Annotated in this window: 15 protein-coding genes; 8 read left to right on the forward strand and 7 right to left on the reverse strand. The window is 40.5% G+C overall.

The genetic code is table 11. From position 1 onward, the window contains the following. Window positions 1-115: 115 nt before the first annotated feature. Both scpB and ispD read right to left on the reverse strand, forming a co-directional pair. The gene (scpB, locus tag G1O98_RS28760; RefSeq protein WP_163935314.1) at window positions 116-664 is read right to left on the reverse strand and encodes an SMC-Scp complex subunit ScpB; all 549 of its coding nucleotides are present in this window, start codon (window positions 662-664) and stop codon (window positions 116-118) included. 202 nt (window positions 665-866) lie between these two features. Further along, window positions 867-1,550 carry a 2-C-methyl-D-erythritol 4-phosphate cytidylyltransferase gene (gene ispD, locus G1O98_RS28765; RefSeq protein WP_163935317.1) on the reverse strand — a complete coding sequence of 228 codons (684 nt, stop codon included), beginning with the start codon at window positions 1,548-1,550 and terminating at the stop codon, window positions 867-869. A 69-nt stretch (window positions 1,551-1,619) separates the two neighbouring features. Between ispD and G1O98_RS28770 the strand changes: the two genes are divergently transcribed. Beyond that, a complete protein-coding gene (locus tag G1O98_RS28770) occupies window positions 1,620-2,579 on the forward strand; it encodes a glycosyltransferase family 9 protein (RefSeq protein WP_163935321.1) in 960 nt (319 codons plus the stop codon). A 238-nt stretch (window positions 2,580-2,817) separates the two neighbouring features. On the opposite strand, the gene G1O98_RS28775 is transcribed toward G1O98_RS28770, so the two are convergent. Beyond that, on the reverse strand, window positions 2,818-3,303 hold the full coding sequence (locus G1O98_RS28775; protein ID WP_114082542.1) for a CRR6 family NdhI maturation factor: 486 nt from the start codon (window positions 3,301-3,303) through the stop codon (window positions 2,818-2,820). A gap of 997 nt (window positions 3,304-4,300) precedes the next feature. Between G1O98_RS28775 and G1O98_RS28780 the strand changes: the two genes are divergently transcribed. Beyond that, window positions 4,301-4,747 carry a Fur family transcriptional regulator gene (locus G1O98_RS28780; protein WP_114082541.1) on the forward strand — a complete coding sequence of 149 codons (447 nt, stop codon included), beginning with the start codon at window positions 4,301-4,303 and terminating at the stop codon, window positions 4,745-4,747. Window positions 4,748-4,886: 139 nt separating this feature from the next. Here the strand turns inward: G1O98_RS28780 and G1O98_RS28785 are convergent, their stop codons facing one another. Next, window positions 4,887-7,910 carry a pentapeptide repeat-containing protein gene (locus tag G1O98_RS28785; protein ID WP_163935326.1) on the reverse strand — a complete coding sequence of 1,008 codons (3,024 nt, stop codon included), beginning with the start codon at window positions 7,908-7,910 and terminating at the stop codon, window positions 4,887-4,889. Window positions 7,911-8,055: 145 nt separating this feature from the next. Between G1O98_RS28785 and G1O98_RS28790 the strand changes: the two genes are divergently transcribed. The 5 genes from G1O98_RS28790 to G1O98_RS28810 all read left to right on the forward strand — a co-directional run bounded on the left by G1O98_RS28790 (window position 8,056) and on the right by G1O98_RS28810 (window position 13,585). Beyond that, on the forward strand, window positions 8,056-9,822 hold the full coding sequence (locus tag G1O98_RS28790) for a DUF3685 domain-containing protein (protein ID WP_163935329.1): 1,767 nt from the start codon (window positions 8,056-8,058) through the stop codon (window positions 9,820-9,822). Between the two features lie 223 nt (window positions 9,823-10,045). After that, window positions 10,046-10,870 (forward strand): precorrin-4 C(11)-methyltransferase, encoded by an 825-nt coding sequence (cobM, locus tag G1O98_RS28795; protein ID WP_163935332.1) that lies wholly within the window; start codon window positions 10,046-10,048, stop codon window positions 10,868-10,870. Window positions 10,871-10,982: 112 nt separating this feature from the next. Beyond that, complete coding sequence (locus G1O98_RS28800; RefSeq protein WP_163935336.1) at window positions 10,983-11,336, forward strand: phenylpyruvate tautomerase MIF-related protein; 354 nt, start codon at window positions 10,983-10,985, stop codon at window positions 11,334-11,336. A gap of 79 nt (window positions 11,337-11,415) precedes the next feature. After that, window positions 11,416-12,510: a 23S rRNA (adenine(2503)-C(2))-methyltransferase RlmN gene (rlmN, locus tag G1O98_RS28805; RefSeq protein WP_163935339.1), complete on the forward strand. Its 1,095-nt coding sequence runs from the start codon at window positions 11,416-11,418 to the stop codon at window positions 12,508-12,510. A gap of 568 nt (window positions 12,511-13,078) precedes the next feature. Beyond that, complete coding sequence (locus G1O98_RS28810; RefSeq protein WP_163935343.1) at window positions 13,079-13,585, forward strand: hypothetical protein; 507 nt, start codon at window positions 13,079-13,081, stop codon at window positions 13,583-13,585. A gap of 77 nt (window positions 13,586-13,662) precedes the next feature. On the opposite strand, the gene G1O98_RS28815 is transcribed toward G1O98_RS28810, so the two are convergent. Beyond that, window positions 13,663-13,842 carry a hypothetical protein gene (locus tag G1O98_RS28815; protein ID WP_012410305.1) on the reverse strand — a complete coding sequence of 60 codons (180 nt, stop codon included), beginning with the start codon at window positions 13,840-13,842 and terminating at the stop codon, window positions 13,663-13,665. A gap of 638 nt (window positions 13,843-14,480) precedes the next feature. Next, a complete protein-coding gene (gene uvrC, locus G1O98_RS28820; protein ID WP_163935347.1) occupies window positions 14,481-16,358 on the reverse strand; it encodes an excinuclease ABC subunit UvrC in 1,878 nt (625 codons plus the stop codon). A 625-nt stretch (window positions 16,359-16,983) separates the two neighbouring features. On the opposite strand from uvrC, the gene G1O98_RS28825 reads away from it, so the two are divergent. Further along, the gene (locus G1O98_RS28825; RefSeq protein ID WP_012410307.1) at window positions 16,984-17,163 is read left to right on the forward strand and encodes a hypothetical protein; all 180 of its coding nucleotides are present in this window, start codon (window positions 16,984-16,986) and stop codon (window positions 17,161-17,163) included. Window positions 17,164-17,183: 20 nt separating this feature from the next. On the opposite strand, the gene G1O98_RS28830 is transcribed toward G1O98_RS28825, so the two are convergent. Then, window positions 17,184-17,606 carry a response regulator gene (locus G1O98_RS28830; RefSeq protein ID WP_163935350.1) on the reverse strand — a complete coding sequence of 141 codons (423 nt, stop codon included), beginning with the start codon at window positions 17,604-17,606 and terminating at the stop codon, window positions 17,184-17,186. Between the last annotated feature and the right edge of the window lie 107 nt (window positions 17,607-17,713).

The following is a 17,713-nucleotide window of genomic DNA, read 5'->3' on the forward strand; positions in this document are numbered from 1 at the left end:
GGGGAGTAGGGATTGGGTATTGGGAATTGGCATGAAGAAGAGACAAGGAAGAGACTTATTTCAATAACTCCCCCTTGTCCTCCTTGTCTCCCTCATCTTCCCCATTCCCCATTCCCTATTCCCCACTCCCTACTCCCTTTAGTTCTAGTTCTAGTTCTAGTTCTAGTTGTTCTTCCTTTTGGTTGTTGGAAAGTATTTGTGGGAGTTGTTCGATTTGGAAATACTGATGAAATTTTGGGGTTACTTGGAGTGAGTAGGAGCGAGAATCGCTGTCTCGGCGTTTGCGGATAAAACCAAGTTCTACGAGTTCGGGAACGTGTTGATATACTCCTGAACCGCGCAAGTTAATCAAGTCGCTCTGGAGTATAGGACTATTGAGGGCGATCGCAGCTAAAGTCCGCAATGCACCTACACCCAATTCTACTGGTATCATAGTTTGCACTAAATCCTGAAAATCAGACCGTAGTTGCAAACTGTAACCATCAGGGGTTTCTATTACCTCTAGGGCACTATCTCGGTGGGCATAATTGTCCATGAGTTCAATTATGCCTTCTTTGACAGAGGCGCGATCGCACGCTGCATACTCGGCGATTTCGCCGAGCGACAAGGGTTTACCCTTTAAATAGAGAATTGCTTCTATCTTCGTCGCTGTGGCTGTAATCATTTAGTCATTTGTCATTGGTCATTGGTCATTAGTCATTGGTCATTAGTACATGACAACTAACAATCAACAAGTGTGTGGCATTATATCGTAAATTGTCAAAATATTGTTAGCCCTCAAATTTGGGATTGGGCATTGGGCATAGGGTATGGCTCAAGAATCAATAGTTCTTCTTCCCCATTCCTCATTCCCCATTCCCCATTCCTCAAACGCCTCTAGTTGTGAGAATAAATTCTGCGATCGCTAAATCTTGGGGAGTCGTCACTTTTAAATTTGTCTCTTCTCCCTCAACAATTCGGACTTCGATGCCGCACTTTTCAAATAAAGCGGCATCGTCAGTTACTTCCCAACCTTGACGGACACCTTCGGCGTGGCACTGTTTCAACAACTTGACATCAAATCCTTGGGGAGTTTGTGCCGCCCACAATTTTTGTCTGTCGGGTGTTTCTTGAATTATGCCTTGTTGATCGACAACTTTGATTGTGTCTTTGACGGGTACACCAGCAATTAAACCGGGGCAGTGGCGAATGGCTTGGGCACAAGAGTTAAATAAATCTGGTGTGGCGAGACATCTAGCGCCATCGTGAATTAACACTTGCTCTGCGGCTACTGGCAAAGCCTGCAAGCCATTGTAAACAGATTCTTGACGCGTGGAGCCGCCTTGAATAAATTCCACTGGTTTAGTGAGCTTGAGATCGGCGAGAATTGCTCTGAAGTCTGGCCAATCGGTAGGCTGAGAAATAATCCCGATCCAACTGATTGTATTGGCAGCTTCTGCGGCTAATAGAGTCCAAGCAATAATTGGTTGCGATCGCACTTTCAGCAGGAGTTTATTGCGGTTACTACCCATTCTTTTTCCGATTCCCGCAGCTGGAATTAGTAAATACACAGAATTCCTCAATCTTTAAGCTATATATTTTCCCCTAAAATAGGGAGCGAGTAAGCGTCAATAAATATTATGCGAGTAGTAGCCCTTGTACCTGGCGGAATTGGCGACCAAATTCTCTTCTTTCCGACTCTAGATGACCTGAAGCGCAATTACCCTGACGCTCAGATAGATGTCGTTGTTGAACCCCGGTCAAAGGCTGCCTACCGAGTGAGCAAGTCAGTTCACGAGGTGCTGAACTTTGATTTTAACGACCGTAATAGTCTGGCAGATTGGGGTAACTTGGTGGGGACAATTCGCGATCGCGAATACGATGTTGTCATTGTTGTTAAGCAAATTTGGTTGCTTAGTCTTTTGCTCTGGTTGACGGGAATTCCCATACGTATTGGCTACAAAGGCAATGGTTCGGTTTTTCTGACCCACGCTGTGCCATTTAAAGCATCCCAGTATGCGGCGGCAGTATATCACGATTTGCTGCAACCATTGGAAATAAATAGTCCTGTCCCAGAGTTAGCAGTAAATGTGCCCAAACCAGATATTGAGTGGGCACAAAAAGAACAGAAACGCTTAGGGGTGCATGAAACAGGCTATATCTTGATTCATGGCGGTTCTGGCCAGTTATCTCAGGCTAAAGAACTGGATAAAATCTACCCTGTCGAAAGTTGGCATCAAATTATTCAAGGTTTCCAAGACAAGCAGCCTGACCTGCCTGTGGTGGTTGTTAAGGGAATTGGCGATGAACAGTTTGTGCGATCGCTTCTGGGGTCTTCTCCAGATATCAAGGTGACTGCCCCAGATGATATTGGCAAGTTAACTGCGATGATTGCCGGGGCAAATTTGATGTTGTCTACTGATAGTCCAGCACTACAACTGAGTGTTGCAGTCCAAACCTATACCATCGCCCTATTTGGGCCCACCGATCCAGCTAAGTTGTTGCCGAAAAACGATAAATTCTTAGCTATTGCATCCCCCACGGGAAAAACAGCGGATGTTTCACCAAACGCAGTTTTAGAGAAAATCTGGGGTGGTTAAACCAGCAGTTTGTCCCAACTTCTGCAATTAGTCTATTGGATATCTAAATGTAGTCATGCGTTTGTTGAATGACCGCAAAACCTGGTTGTGACAGCTAGATTTTGCGGTTATTTCAGTATTGAAGAAGAATACAGAAGTCAGAATCAAGACGTTCTCTATGAGATGCTACGCTATCCACCAGTCGCTTAACCCTGTTCTGAATTCTGGCTCCTGACTCCTGAATTCTTATTAAAATATCTCAAAATATCTCAAAAAAAGCATCATCTAATTCATAACCCAGCATTTGAGCCATAGACTTTAACCGCGAGAGGCTGGGTATATCCTGCTGTTTGAGCCAATCACCTAAAACAAAGATTTTGTGCATCAAAAATATTTCTAAGGCTTCGGGATTGTACTGAATGCCATCTTGGGAACTGAACTGGTGTGGTACTAGCATGGCGGCATAACGAGCAAATTCTCCAGCTTTCCAATCTAGTAAAAATGCTAACCAGGGGTATTTGGCATCTAGGCGCACAAACCACAGCCGTATTTCTGGAATTTCTGAGAGTTCCCGTGGATCGCCAGGTTCGAGATCGTAATTGATATCAAAGCGTAGCTGCTGTTCATGGGATGCGGCCCCATCTTGCAGCATTTGTTCAATCACCGTTGAGGCAGGCGACAGATCCAGATTGTTAATGAAGTCATTATTGAGTGCGATCGCAATTGTCTTTGACTCAGCAGCCACTTTCTTTTTGCTCAACTTTAGGATCGACAATCTACAGTAGCAGCTTTCAGGGATTGACGCTACATTGACCTTGAGAAATTAATTGGTATTTACTAATACTTTTTTGCTAATAATTTTGGTCAACCCATACAAAGTTTAGAAACAAATGTGAACTTATCAAATTTATTTGATACTTTTACTTAGTTTTGCTGGTTATAAAAAATATGTATCTAGTTGCTAGCTTTGATATGAGCCACTAGCGATGTCTATGGTGGGCTACACCTACACTATTCATGTAAATCGGATATCTCTACGGTTAAATATTACTTAAATATTACTTTCCTTTTTGCGATAAATACGCATATTTAACTAAAAATTATTACATTGTTTACATATATAGGAATCATATTTGATTTCTGAAAAAATCTTGATAGTCTTGTAATGGACTGTCTAGGCTAAAATGTTGCAAAAAAATTGTAGGTTGGGGAGCCACTGCGTTGCGCGGGTTCCCCGCGTTGTAGCAAGTGGGGTTGGAGGCTTTGCGTAACCCAACATCCTGATATATGTTGGGTTGCGCTCCGCTCCACCCAACCTACGTCTAATGCACTATTTTGTGTAGACAGTCCACTACGTGCATTTCAAAAATCAAATACTAGTCCTATAGGACTCATATTTGATTGCGTGAAAAAACTCCATACAACTCAAAAAGCCTTCTTTCCTATTGCCTATTGCCTCTTGCCTTCTTTCCTATTGCCTCTAGCCAACACCTGCCCCAAAGTGGACATTTCCAGCAATTTTAAGTTAAAGTTGTAATGAGTTTGTTTTAGATTAAGGTCTGACAAAGTAGCCATCAGCAAGCAAAAAATAGATCGTTATTTATCGCCCCTGTTACTTCCGAAGCATCACAAGCCAAAATACAAGTACAGGTAGAACAATGGTGTGCAATATTATTGCATATATTAAATAAACAATAAAAATTAAAGTGGGAAAATTCCCTTAACAGTTAACAAGCTGTAATATGCAAAAACAAACAATTTCAACAAAACCAATTCGTTCTCTAGAAGATGCGCTAGATAGGTGTCAAATCCTGGGTATGCGCGTCAGTCGTCAGCGTCGCTTTATTTTGGAATTACTTTGGCAAGCAAATGAACATCTTTCTGCTAGAGAGATTTATGATCGCTTGAATCAAGAAGGTAAAGAGATCGGCCATACCTCTGTTTATCAAAATTTAGAAGCATTATCTAGTCAAGGCATTATTGAATGTATTGAACGCTGTGATGGGCGTTTGTATGGCAATATAAGTGACTCTCACAGTCATATTAACTGTGTGGATACAAATCAAATTCTTGATGTTCATGTGGAACTACCAGAAGATTTGCTCCGCAAAATTGAAGAAGAAACAGGAGTGCGAATTACTGACTACAGTATTAACTTTGTTGGCTACCGTAACCCTGAAGAAGGGTAGGGAGCAGGGGAGGCAGAGGAGGCAGGGGAGCAGGGGAGCAGGGGGAGAATTCGTAACTCCTAACTCTTCACTCAGCACTCAGCATGGGCTAAACGCCCCGCTACTGCTAACAGCACTCAGAACCGTTTTACCTAAAGCCCTATTCCTCAATAGAATTATTGCCAAAAACTGTTTCATCATCGACATCATCATCGTAGAAACCTACGGGTAAAATTGTGCCTTCGGAGCTTTCAATTAGTCCGCTCGCAGGGGGTTTATTCCAATTTTGATCTGTGTTTGGCGTAATTTGGATGGTGTTTAAGAAGGGTTGCTGCGATGCCTGTGGCGGTAAACTACGCAAATTTTTCAGTCTTTGAAACGACTCTTTAGACAGCAAGGCACCATTATCAGCAGCTAATTTTTTGCCAGCCTCAGTAAGGATGGCATCAAAGAAGCAGGCGTTGGTGAGATCGGCCGAATTAAGATTTGCTCCCGTAAGGTTAGCTTGTTGGAGATTTGCACCTGTCAGGTTAGCCTGTTCGAGGTTTACATCTGTAAGGTTAGCTTGTTGAAGGTTTGCGCCTGTCAGATTAGCCTGTTGCAAATTGGCTCCAGCCAAATTAGTCCCAATTAACTCCGCATTGGATAAGTTTGTCTGCTCAAGATTTATCCCAGTTAACATTACTTGCAACAAAGAGGCTCCCGATAAATTGAGTCCAGCCAGAGACTTGATTCGGGTTGCAAAGGCACTTTTGTGGAGAACGCTTGTTCTAGCAATTAGCGCACTTAAAGCTTCTGGATTGAATTCTGTTAAATTGAGCGGATTCCCACAAGGCCAAAAAGGGATTTTGGTTTCTCGATAGCAAGCACAAAGCAATAAAAATACATTCAATCCCACCGCAGCATTGACTTGCTCAACATTCACCGGGTTTTGTAGTGCGTGGAAATGAGTCCAAGCTTTGTGGGCGATCCCTTCGTCTAACCAATAGCCTTGACAGTAAGCACGCCAGAAAGACAAAAGACGTTGAAACAAAACTTCAAAAGAAAACTTGTGCTTTTGTTCGCGGCGTAAAATTGCGATCGCTAATTCTTCAATTTCCTGGCTCATTATCCCATAACCGAGTAAATTGTAAATATGCTGGGCAACGCTATTGGGAGAATCAACTACAAAAGTGAGGGAACCATAAGCCTCATTTTGGCACTGAGTTAATAACTTCAACTCAGCAGTTACAGCCTTAGCACAAAGAAATTCTCCTAACTTAATATGCGAAAACTCAATTAAACTAGTTTTTTCTGAGCTTTCTAAGTCCCGAATTTTAAAATAAAATCCTGGTAGAGTGTTAAATTCACCAGCCAAATTAATTTGATGACGTTGCGAGTGTAAAATTTTCAGAGCGATCGCTTGCATTTGATCGAGTAAATCTTGGGGATGACGATTAGCAAGTAAATTAGCGATCGCTTCTGGAGTCCGGTGGATATGAGCCGATCCTGAGCGCAGCAGCATCGTTTTAATCCCACCAGTTAGCGGATAGCCCAACAACCATCGACTTAGGCGATGATAAATTTCCCATACTACAGAAGACTTTGGGGTATTAACAGCTAGTTGTAATACTTCATCATTTAGCAGTCCTTCGCGGTGTAAAATCCCCAATAAATGCAACATTAGGGGTTGACGAACAAGGGTAGATAATTCTGAAAACCTTGATTGGCTGGCAAATAAACCTGACTGTTTTAAGAATGTAAAGAAATTTTGAGCGATCGCCAACGATTGTACTTTTGCCCACTGCTGAAACCATTGCTTGAATTCGTCCACATCCAACGGTTGAATGATAATTCGCTTCAATGGTAGGGGGATTTCTGGGGCGATTTCCTGTAATGTTGTTGAGCGGCTCGTTAATACAATTTTGTGTCTATGTTGAGATTGGAAGTTCAGTAGTTGCTGAACAAAAATTGCTTTTGCCCTTACACCATAAGCAGAAGGAGGCAGCTCATCCAAACCATCCAGCAGCAACAGACAAGGAATATTTTCTTGCTCTAACCAGGTTGAAAGATTAACATCAAAAGCAGAATTTAGAGTTTCGATTAAAGTCTTGCCATAAGTTACATCTTTTAACCTAATTACTATAGGCATCCAAATAGGGTAAACTTCTTGCGCTATCTCTGCTGCCCAAAGTTGGCAAAAACTGGTTTTTCCAAAACCAGGTTCCGACTCAATGACAGCGATCGTTTCTAGATCGGCTAACTGTTGCTGCGCCCATGTTTTTAAATCAACTGACTTAACAGCTTTTTTATCCACATCAGAAATACTTTCCTCTATTGGTAAGCCTTTTTGTGGCACATAGATATCCTTGAGGGTAAAGGATTCTATAAGTAAAGGCATACTGAGGTTTTTAATCAAACTTGCACGGTAATGTTCTCGGTGCAAGTCAATTTTCTCACCAACTGTAGAACCAGCTTCTGGAGCGATAAAACTGGGGGCTAATGAAATTCCCAAACGGAAAAACTTTTGCAGTTGGGCTAAAGGAGCAGCATTTTCAGTAACCACTACGAGTATGTCACCAGGAAGTGAGTGAACTAAACGCTGTGTTAAGAGTTTAGCTTCATATTCTTCTGCACCATTGGCAACAAACCAAGCGATGACAGCATGATTTATTTGTTGCACCAGTAAAGAATCTGCAATCAGAGACAGTGCTTGTTCCGCTTGTGTATCAGTTAATTTACCTGGGCTGAGAGTTTTCAACAATCCTTGCAGTTGCGAATCTTGGAGGATGAGTTTACCAAAGTCTTGTTTAAGTACTTGCGCTTGGATTGGTATACTTGCCCGATCTAACCACGGTCTTTTTAGGCTTGCTTCCTGCTCTAGAATTGCTTGCAAAGCCTGGAGATAGGCAATTTGGAACGCTAGCCATGTGCCCTCGTTACGTTTTAACGGTTTTTTCTGGCTGAGGCTACGCAACAGGTTTTGTGTTAACTGCGAAATCAGACTGATTTCTTCCCAAACAATCCCTAAAGGCAGTTCTAAAACCTCTACCAAGGTACAGATATCAAAAGGCATGAGGCTTTTGACTTCCATATCCTGAACAATCCGGTAGGCAATACCTGCCAATTGCCCCGCCGAAAATCCTCTGATTTGATTGATTGCGATATAGCGTTCTGCTAACCAGTGCCGAATACTCAAGTTCATTTAATTACACAGTGACGGCTGCTTATGGCAATTATGATCCATTTATTCAGTTTGCGAAAACAGGTAACAATAGGTGGAGACAAAGTTTTGTATCAAAGCTGTTTTCTGATTGGTAAAAAACAGTGCTTGTGTAATTGAGTAGACTATGAGCGATCGCCCTTTAAAATTATTGTTATTCGACCAAGACCCAATTTTTCGTTTGGGATTACGGGTAGCTTTGGAAGCAATTCCGAACCTGGAAGTAACAGGAGTAGTAGAAACTGATACCACTGCCTTGCAGATTTTAGCAGAAATTGCCCAAGAAGACCCTAAACAGGTGAATTTGGTCGTTTTAGAATTCGGTAATGGTCGCTCCATCACCAGCCAGCAGCTAGGTTTACAATTCTGTCGGCAACTCAAAGCCTTATATCCCAACCTGCCAATTCTGCTTCTTAGTTCTGTACAAGAACAAGGACTACTATTAGCGGCCAAATCTATTGGTGTAAATGGCTACTGCCCCAAGGGTACACCACTTCCTGAGTTAGTCGCTGCCATGCAAGAAGTTGCAGATGGTGGTGAATATTGGTTTCGAGATACGGAAGCGAACGCAACTCCTAACTCTTATACAGACGCGATTAATCGCGTCTCTCCCCACTCCCCACTCCCTTTTTATAGACAGCGAAATAATTTACGTTTGTCAGGAATTACTTACATTGACGTTACCCTAGCCGCAGTCACAGCACAATTACAAGTTCCTGGATTACCAATATTAGATCGGGCAGTTTTAGCTGGACAGAGGCGAGAACTGCTAGCAGCTCGTTGGTTGCTAAATCGGTTGTTAATTTCATCACAAGAAAGGCAAGAGGAAGATATTCCGATTGCTGATGAGCCACCTTTTACCCCTTCATTGAGTAGTGCCATTCAGCCACGGCAAACTGTTTTACCTTTACTTAGTCTAGGAACAGTACAATTTAACTTGTTTGCATCTTGCATTACCAAACTTCAATTTCCTTTGCAAAATGTCACAGATTTACCTTTAGAAATTGACATCTTTCGTGAAGATAAAAAGCGGGAATTGCTTTATCTTATCCTGCAAAAATTGACTGAACAATTGGATGAATTGCGTTCTTCTCAACTTGATGTAAATCAATTGTATGAGGTAAAAAATATCTTATTGCGCGATTTATGGCAAGCAGCGATTACAGATTTTTTTGGAAAATTTTCTCGAATAAAAATAGGAAATCAGAATATAGGAATTGTTAATTTTTTACTGCAAAATCTAGAAGTTGTGCAAAGAGATATTCTCAACAAGATTCCGCTAGTTATTGAGTTGTATTCTTATCTAATCTTTCAAACAGAATTGAGAATTGATAATACGTCATATCCTGTATTAGGCAATGAAGCCAAGTCCCAAGCATTGATGATTTTAGAGAACTTGTTGATTCAGGTAGCGAATGGAGTAGTACAACCACTGTTAAATTCTTTAGCAGATGTGGAAATTATGAAGGAAAATTTATATGGCAGACAATTTATTTCCACCAGAGAGATTGAACGGTTTAGAAATGATTTATCGTGGAAGTATCGTCTAATTAATTATATAGAAGAGCCAAAAGCAGTTTTTGAAAGTCGCTACGATCTATTTGTCATTGCTCCTCGTGGTATTGCCAAAACTTCAGTTTATGCTCCTCGGAATCAGGAATTAGCAAAACTTTCTAATATTCCTTTAATAGTGACTTTACTTTTAGAATTTAGTGATGCGATCGCACCGCGTTTAAAATCACTATTATCTTTTTTAGGTAGCGGTATAGTCTTCATTCTTACCCAAATCATTGGTCGTGGTTTAGGTTTAATCGGTCGTGGTATTCTTCAAGGTATTGGTAGCGTTTCGTTACTAGAAAAGAATCTGAGACGAAATAGCGATCGCACCAAGTGAGGGAACAGGGGGCAGGGGGAGCATGGGAGGCAGGGGAAGCAGAGGAAGAAAGAATAATAACTAATGCCCAATGCCCAATTCCCGATATCCAAAAATAAAAAATGCCCCAGAATATTTTCTAGGGCTTAACCAGGGTGCATCTACCATTACTCTCTACTAGGGAAAGAGGGTGAATCCGGAAAGATACTGAGAAAATATCAAAAAAGTTTTTTGAGGGATTGCCGTGGGTTCTTTTAAAAGTGAATATACAGAAAACCTAAGTTATAAAAAAACACTATATGCTATAGAACCATCTGTTTATATTGTCGGAGCAGGCCCTGGAGATCCTGATTTATTGACGGTGAAGGCGCAGAAACTACTGGCTGTTGCTGATGTGATTTTATTTGCTGATTCTCTAATACCCGAACAGATTTTAGAACTTTGCCGAAAAGATGCGGAGATAATTAGAACTGCGAATCAGACTTTAGAAGAGATTTTGCCGATTATGATCGATAGGGTGCGATCGCAGCAAAAATCTCTAGTCCGTCTCCATTCTGGCGATCCTAGTCTCTACAGCGCCATTCACGAGCAAATGCACCTCCTCGCTGAGGCAAATATTCCTTTTGAAGTCATACCTGGCATCAGCGCTTTTCAAGCTGCTGCTGCCAAACTCAAAGTAGAACTAACTGTGCCTGGTTTAGTCCAAACTATCATTTTGACCCGTATTAGTGGACGTACAGAAGTCCCAGCCAATGAGGAATTAGCTACTCTTGCTGCACATCAGGCTAGCCTCTGCTTATATCTCAGTGCGCGTCACGTCGAAAATGCTCAAGCCAAACTACTCCAACACTATCCAGCCGAAACCCCCATTGCAATCTGCTTTCGCATCGGATGGCCGGATGAAAAAATCAGGGTTGTCCCCCTGAATGAAATGGCGGAATGTACTCATAAAGAAGAATTAATTCGTACTACGCTTTATATAATCAGTCCAGCCCTCTCGACAGCAAAAGGGCGATCGCGTTTATATCATCCCGAACATAATCACCTGTTTCGCTCATCTCATAACTAAATGTTGGGAATTGGGAATTGGGAATTGGGGATTGGGAAAACTGCCCCTTGTCTGGTCTACGGTTCGGTAAACTTAACAGTGTGAATAAAATTCAAATTTCTAATTCGGTACTATGCCAGTAATTAAAGTGCAAACTTCTGCATCTGCTCCTCAAAAAGCTGAAATTGAGTCAATGCTTTTAAATCTATCTGCCAAGTTAGCGAAACATTTGGGAAAACCAGAATCTTATGTAATGACTGCTTTTGAGCCAGAAATTCCTATGACTTTTGCAGGAAATACAGAACCGGTTTGCTACATTGAAATTAAGAGCATTGGCACAATGAAGCCAGACCAAACCGCAGCGATGAGTCAAGACTTTTGCCAGCAGATTAACCAAACTCTAGGTGTGCCGAAAAATCGGATTTACATCGAGTTTGCAGACGCTAAAGGTGCAATGTGGGGCTGGAACGGCACAACCTTTGGTTAATTCCCTGTTTTCTTTGGTCAAGACTAACTCGATCTAGCAGGTGTAGGATAGAGATCCTACATCAACTCTTGATTTTTTTATGTCTGCTACGCCTCTTGTATCTCAGGTTGACTCACACAACCCAGAAAAATCAGAATTAATCCCTCCCCTTCTCGGTGCTTCTCTGGCGGAGTTAAGCACTTGGGTGCAGCAACAAGGACAACCTGCTTACAGAGGAAAGCAACTGCATGAATGGATCTACGATAAGGGAGTGCGATCGCTAGCTGATATTTCTGTCTTCTCTAAGCAATGGCGTGCCGAAGTAGCCGAAGTCCCCATTGGGCGCTCAACTTTACACTACCGCTCTGTGGCTCCTGATGGCACAGTCAAATATCTTTTACGATTAACAGACGGCCAAATTATTGAAACTGTTGGTATCCCCACCTTTGCAGAAAGGGGAGAAGGCCCAAAAGCCCGTCTAACAGTTTGTGTCTCTACTCAGGTGGGTTGCCCAATGGCGTGTGATTTCTGCGCTACTGGTAAGGGAGGCTATAAGCGTAACCTAGCACGGCATGAAATTATCGATCAGGTGTTAACTGTGCAAGAAGATTTTCAGCAACGGGTTAGCAATGTCGTGTTTATGGGACTGGGTGAACCGTTGTTGAATACTGAGAATGTCCTAGCAGCCCTGAAATCTTTAAATCAAGATATTGGTATCGGACAGCGATCGCTTACAGTTTCTACAGTTGGTATTCGCGATCGCATTCGTCAGTTCGCGCAAAATAATTTGCAAATCACTCTCGCGGTTAGTCTCCACGCACCCAACCAAGCACTGCGAGAAAAACTCATCCCCAGCGCCCGCGCCTATCCTCTAGAAGAGTTGTTGGCTGAATGTCGAGAATATGTAGAAATCACTGGACGGCGCGTTACCTTTGAATATGTTCTCTTGGCTGGTGTCAACGATTTACCAGAACACGCATTAGAACTTTCAAAATGTATGCGAGGATTTCAAAGTCATGTGAATTTGATTCCTTACAACCCCATTCAAGAAGTGGACTACAAACGCCCCAACCGCGATCGCATTGAAGCATTTGTCAACGTCCTTAAGCAACAAAATACTGCTGTTAGTGTGCGTTATTCCCGTGGTTTAGAAGCCGATGCTGCTTGCGGTCAATTGAGAGCAAGTAAAAATTAAACTTGTTGCAGTCAATTCGATGAATGAATATCAAACCGCAGATAAACATAGATATATCTAAAGAAATTATCTCTGTTTATCTATGGTGTAGAATCGCCTGAAATCCTTTTTTAAAGAAGTTTTCAGCTATTTAAGCTACGACGAGCGATAGAGAGCAGGAAATGGTGTAGTTCAATTACTTGAAAAGCTTCGTAATTTAACTGTACCAGGTAGATGGATTAGGGAAATCCGGCAACCCATGTAAAAAATTTGAATGTATAATTTAATTAGTAATGAATATATGAAAAGCGAGAGTTTATGCAAAATCAACATAATGCACTAGATATAACCTTGATTTAGCAAGCTATTCTCAATGCACTGATATTTAGAAAAAGTTATGGACTGAAGAATATTAAGCACGTTGGGTAGTCAGACGTAAGTATCGCGCAAGCCCATAACGGTAAATAAAACATTAGCTTTAGTGAACTATTCCAAGCCCCTGTATTTATCTTGTATAGGGTAATTGTGTTGAAATTTTAAGGGTTTAGCGATCGCTAAACCCAACCTATAACAATGAGGAAATAACTTTATGTTAAATCGCTTGTCGCTATTTAAGGCATGGCTACTATTGATTGTGCTTGCAAAAGCTTTATCGATTAGTTTTCCTGCTAATGCACAAATAATTCAGACGAATCCCCAGACGCAAGATTCATTTGAAGAAAGAATTAGGCAACAACAAGATTCATTTCAACAAAGAATCAGACAACAACAAGAAGAGCAAAATCAGCAAACACAAGAACGAATGAGGGAAACGTGGCTACGGCAAAACCTTCAACAACCTCAACTACTACAATCACAACAGACAATACAACAGCAAGAATTTACACGGCAACGGCAAGAAATGCTCCGCCAGCAACAATTTAGACTACAACAAGACCAACTGAGAATACAACAGCAAGAATTTTCTCGACAGCAACAACTGAGAATACAAGATCAACAACTCAGACAAGATCAACAAATTAGACAACAACAAGAATTTAGATTAGAACAACAGAGACGACAGCAACAACTCAGACAACAGAATAAGAACTTGTAAAGCCTTCAGAATTTATCATAAGTGACTTTATTATTAAAAATTAGAGAAAACATTCTCCAATTTTTAATTTTTATTATCTAGCGTTGTGCATAAATTCCTGGTGCATAAGCCTCAATGACTTTGCCAGTACGAGTACAACTAATCATCAAGTAGTCACAACTAGAGCATTGTGTTCGAGTTAATTGACTATCAGAAATATAATAACGTTCTGCTTGGCAACCGCAATTTGGGCAGTAAATCTTTTGTACTGTCTGCATTTTAAAACCCCTGGTTGTAATTTATTTTTATTGGAGAAAACTGCCAGCTTTAAGTAGCAATAATTTTGGTTTGACCCAACTTAACAAACGACCTTAATATTGGCTGATTATTTTAAACAAAATTTCAGGTTTGAAAATTTTCGATATCTTTGTATATTATCCTAGAATTTAAGTGATCTTACCCTCCTACTTTAGATACATAAATTATTTTTTAGTTAAATCCCGCTTAGTGATTTACTGATCCCTATGACGAATGCCTTGAGAGACCCCTATTTATAGTCATTTCAGACTAATACAAAAAAAGCCGTTCTTGTATTCAAAAATTAAAACCAATAAATTACTGTATCTTTAGTCACAAAATTTCTATCTTAAGATTTAGTTAATATTTACTAGCAAGATTGATGACGTTAAATTCTAATAAAATAATTTAATTAAAATTAGCATACTTGTGAGATACCGTAAATTTACGGTATTTACACATCTTAAATATTCGCAGACAACCTTGACTGAATTCTGTGTGAGAGTGGAACCAATACGGTTCGGTTAAGGCAAGAGATGCGATTTTATTGTCTAAGCACTCAATTATTTACTACAAAATTTTTACCCATTAATTGAAATTTGACAAACTATTGGTTTCCTCAAGCAGGATGAAAATAATCGTAAATTTCTTGAGCTAAACGCGGTCCAATTCCTGGAACCTCAGCGAGTTGTGGGGTTGTTGCTTGGCGAATATAATCAACTGAGCGAAAATGCCCTAGTAACTGCTTTTGTCGATGATGTCCTAGGCCAGGAATTTCATCTAAACGCGATCGCTTCAATTTATCACTGCGTTGCTGACGATGGAAACTGACTGCAAACCGATGTGCTTCATCTCGTAGCCGCCGCAACAATTGCACCCCTGGTTGTTCTGCATCAGTTGACAAGGGTTTAGATTCTCCCGGTAAAAAAATCTCTTCTCGCTGCTTTGCTAAACTCACAACTCGCAAGTCTTCTAATAAATTCATCTCTTGCAAAACGGCGATAACTGAAGATAACTGACCTTTACCACCATCAATCATGATTAAATCAGGCCAATCTGGATTACCCAAACGTGACAATTGTGGATCTTCCGCATACTTACGGAAACGTCGCCCAATAACTTCAGCAAGACTAGCAAAATCATCTGAATGTCCCGCTGTCACAGTGGGATTTTTAATTTTGTAGTGGCGATAATGCTGTTTGGCGGGTAAACCGTCGATAAACACAACTTGGGAAGCTACAGCATTTGACCCTTGAATGTGGGAAATGTCATAACCTTCGATGCGATGGGGTACATCTGGTAAATCGAGAATGGTCGCTAAATCTTGCATTGCTTGGTGATTGCGATCGCCAAATTTCTGCATTCTTTGCAATTCATACTGAGCATTTCGCTCTACCATCTCAATTAATTCTGCCTTAGTTTGCCGCAAAGGAGTCAAAATCGTGACTTTTTTTCCTTTACTTTGAGTTAAGACATCCGCCAATATGTCGCTATCTGGTAAATCATGCTGTACCAGAATTTCTAAGGGTATTTCCACCGAGTCAGCAGTTTGGTAATGTTCCTCTAAAGCTCGTTGTAAAATAGCTCCTGGTTCTGCATGAGCATCAGCCACAAAAGCTAAACGCCCTACCAATTGCCCAGCGCGAATCTGGAATAGTTGAATGCAAGCGTGTTCTTCGTTAGCTGCCAGTGCGATCGCATCCCGTGAAACTGTATCATCTGGTAAAGATACCTTTTGGTCAGCAGTCAGCGACTTTAACCCAGAAATTTGATCGCGAATCCGCGCTGCTGATTCAAAGTTCAAGTCCTCAGCTGCTGTATTCATCTGTTGAGTCAAAATATCAATCAATTCCTGAGTTCGCCCTTGGAAGACCATCGCTATTTTTTGCACAATTTTGCGATATTCTTCTGGTGAAGTCAGCTTTTGACACACACCCGGACAACGCCCTAAATCATAATTTAAGCATGGACGGTCTTTGAAAAGTGGTTGAGGTCGTTGTCGCTGAGGAAAGATGCGCTTGCAGATACGGACAATCTCTCGCAATAAACCAGCATCAGTATAAGGCCCGTAAAATTTATCCTTTTCTTTGCCGAATTGACGTTTACGGGTAATAAAAATTCGGGGATAATCTTCTGACCAAGTAATGCAGAGATAGGGATATTTTTTATCATCTTTGAGCAGCACGTTAAAGTATGGCTGGTGCTGCTTAATCAAGTTAGCTTCTAGCGCTAAAGCTTCGGCTTCAGTATCAGTGACGATGAATTCAATTTCTGTCACTAACTTAACCATCGTGGCAATGCGTTCAGTCTTGTTGTAGCCATCGCGGAAATAGGAACGAACACGCGATCGCAATTTACGTGACTTACCTATATATATAATGCGATCGCTGTTGTCCCGCATGAAATAAACCCCCGGTTCCGGTGGAATTTCGGCTAGACGATTTTCCAGTCGTTCCGGCTCTTTAACCAGTGGTAGTATTTGAGTAGATATTGTCACAACCAAAATTAGCTAATCTTTCTCTATTTTAAGAAAAATTCTTTTTTCGTGCCGATTTCATAGAGTAATTATCAATTAAATATAAAGTAAAGATATTTTTAGTCTATAGATACTTCTGCGGCTACCTACAAGTTATCCAATGGAGTACCCCCACCTTGCTTAGTTTACGAGCTGGCGTAAATCCTGCCACCAACAAGACTTGGGGCAAAATCCCCTTGTAAAGCAAGGTAAGTAACTTCCATCACAGTTTAGTAGATGCCTTGCTGCACATATCACAATTTTGGAGCAGATAAGAGTTTATGTAGCTATTACCTTAGTTGTCATCTGTTACTGCCAGAATCAAAACTTGGCTTTTTGAATCTATAATTAATATTTTAATAGATACAAAATTTTATTATTTAAAACTTTATTTTATGGAACTATTAGCTTTATATATTCTTAGTTAAAATTAACAAAAATTCAAATATATGCTGATATAAATGCAGCGAGATTAATTACCAATAAACAGCAGTTTTGATTATCAATTCAACTTATAACATTAAGCGATTTAACGGATTTAGGAAGTTATATTTACGAATATGATTATAAATATAGTTATGATAATAATTAAGGTAACAATTAAATTATGAACCTACAAGACTTTGAAGCTCAGTACCGTGAAGCTATGGCTGAAACGCTCAATGAGCTGCAAACCGCAGTTTTGCTGTTAGCACAAGTACAAAATAAAATTTTAACAATTGGCACTTCTGTACAACATATTAGTCAGCAAGTTGAAGAGTTCATTGAAGAGCAAAAAGCCGAATAAAGGTATGCCAAGTAAAAACTCTATCTATGGCAACAAGTCAACTCTTTTTCAATTGTAAGTATAAGATCCTTGAGTTTTAGAGGTTTGACAAAATATCGGCGTGCGCCTAAACTCATAGCTAATTCTTTATCTGCTTTAAAAGCAAAAGCGGAAACCACAATGATAGGTATTTTTGACAAGTCAGGTTTTTTCTGGACTTGTTTTAAGAGCGAATAACCGTCAATATCTGGTAATTTTAAGTCTAATAACATTAAATCTGGTTTAAATTTATCTATAGTCGCGAAAAAATTAGAGCCTTCAGATAAGCTTTGGACATCGTACCCACAGTAACTTAGATAGTCACTCAGTAACAACCTATTGAGATAATGGTCTTCAACTAGCAAAATTCGTCTAACTTTGTATGACCGCAATGGCTGATCTGTATTGAAGAATTGTGCTGTCATTGCTACCTATTATCTGATTATCTTAAGTAAAAACCAACAATTATTACCATAAACTAAAATGGTGGTACATTTAAACTCTCAGATTAATAGAAAATTGACTTATATAC

The sequence above is a fragment of the Nostoc sp. UIC 10630 genome (assembly GCF_010747425.1).
In the GTDB taxonomy this organism is placed as follows: Bacteria; Cyanobacteriota; Cyanobacteriia; order Cyanobacteriales; family Nostocaceae; genus Nostoc.

Coding starts and splice junctions, on each gene's coding strand:
- scpB (WP_163935314.1), bottom strand. CDS start 664: ATGATTACAGCCACAGCGACGAAGATAGAAGCAATTCTCTATTTAAAG.
- G1O98_RS28770 (WP_163935321.1), top strand. CDS start 1,620: ATGCGAGTAGTAGCCCTTGTACCTGGCGGAATTGGCGACCAAATTCTC.
- G1O98_RS28780 (WP_114082541.1), top strand. CDS start 4,301: ATGCAAAAACAAACAATTTCAACAAAACCAATTCGTTCTCTAGAAGAT.
- G1O98_RS28785 (WP_163935326.1), bottom strand. CDS start 7,910: ATGAACTTGAGTATTCGGCACTGGTTAGCAGAACGCTATATCGCAATC.
- G1O98_RS28790 (WP_163935329.1), top strand. CDS start 8,056: ATGAGCGATCGCCCTTTAAAATTATTGTTATTCGACCAAGACCCAATT.
- G1O98_RS28800 (WP_163935336.1), top strand. CDS start 10,983: ATGCCAGTAATTAAAGTGCAAACTTCTGCATCTGCTCCTCAAAAAGCT.
- rlmN (WP_163935339.1), top strand. CDS start 11,416: ATGTCTGCTACGCCTCTTGTATCTCAGGTTGACTCACACAACCCAGAA.
- G1O98_RS28810 (WP_163935343.1), top strand. CDS start 13,079: ATGTTAAATCGCTTGTCGCTATTTAAGGCATGGCTACTATTGATTGTG.
- G1O98_RS28815 (WP_012410305.1), bottom strand. CDS start 13,842: ATGCAGACAGTACAAAAGATTTACTGCCCAAATTGCGGTTGCCAAGCA.
- G1O98_RS28825 (WP_012410307.1), top strand. CDS start 16,984: ATGAACCTACAAGACTTTGAAGCTCAGTACCGTGAAGCTATGGCTGAA.
- G1O98_RS28830 (WP_163935350.1), bottom strand. CDS start 17,606: ATGACAGCACAATTCTTCAATACAGATCAGCCATTGCGGTCATACAAA.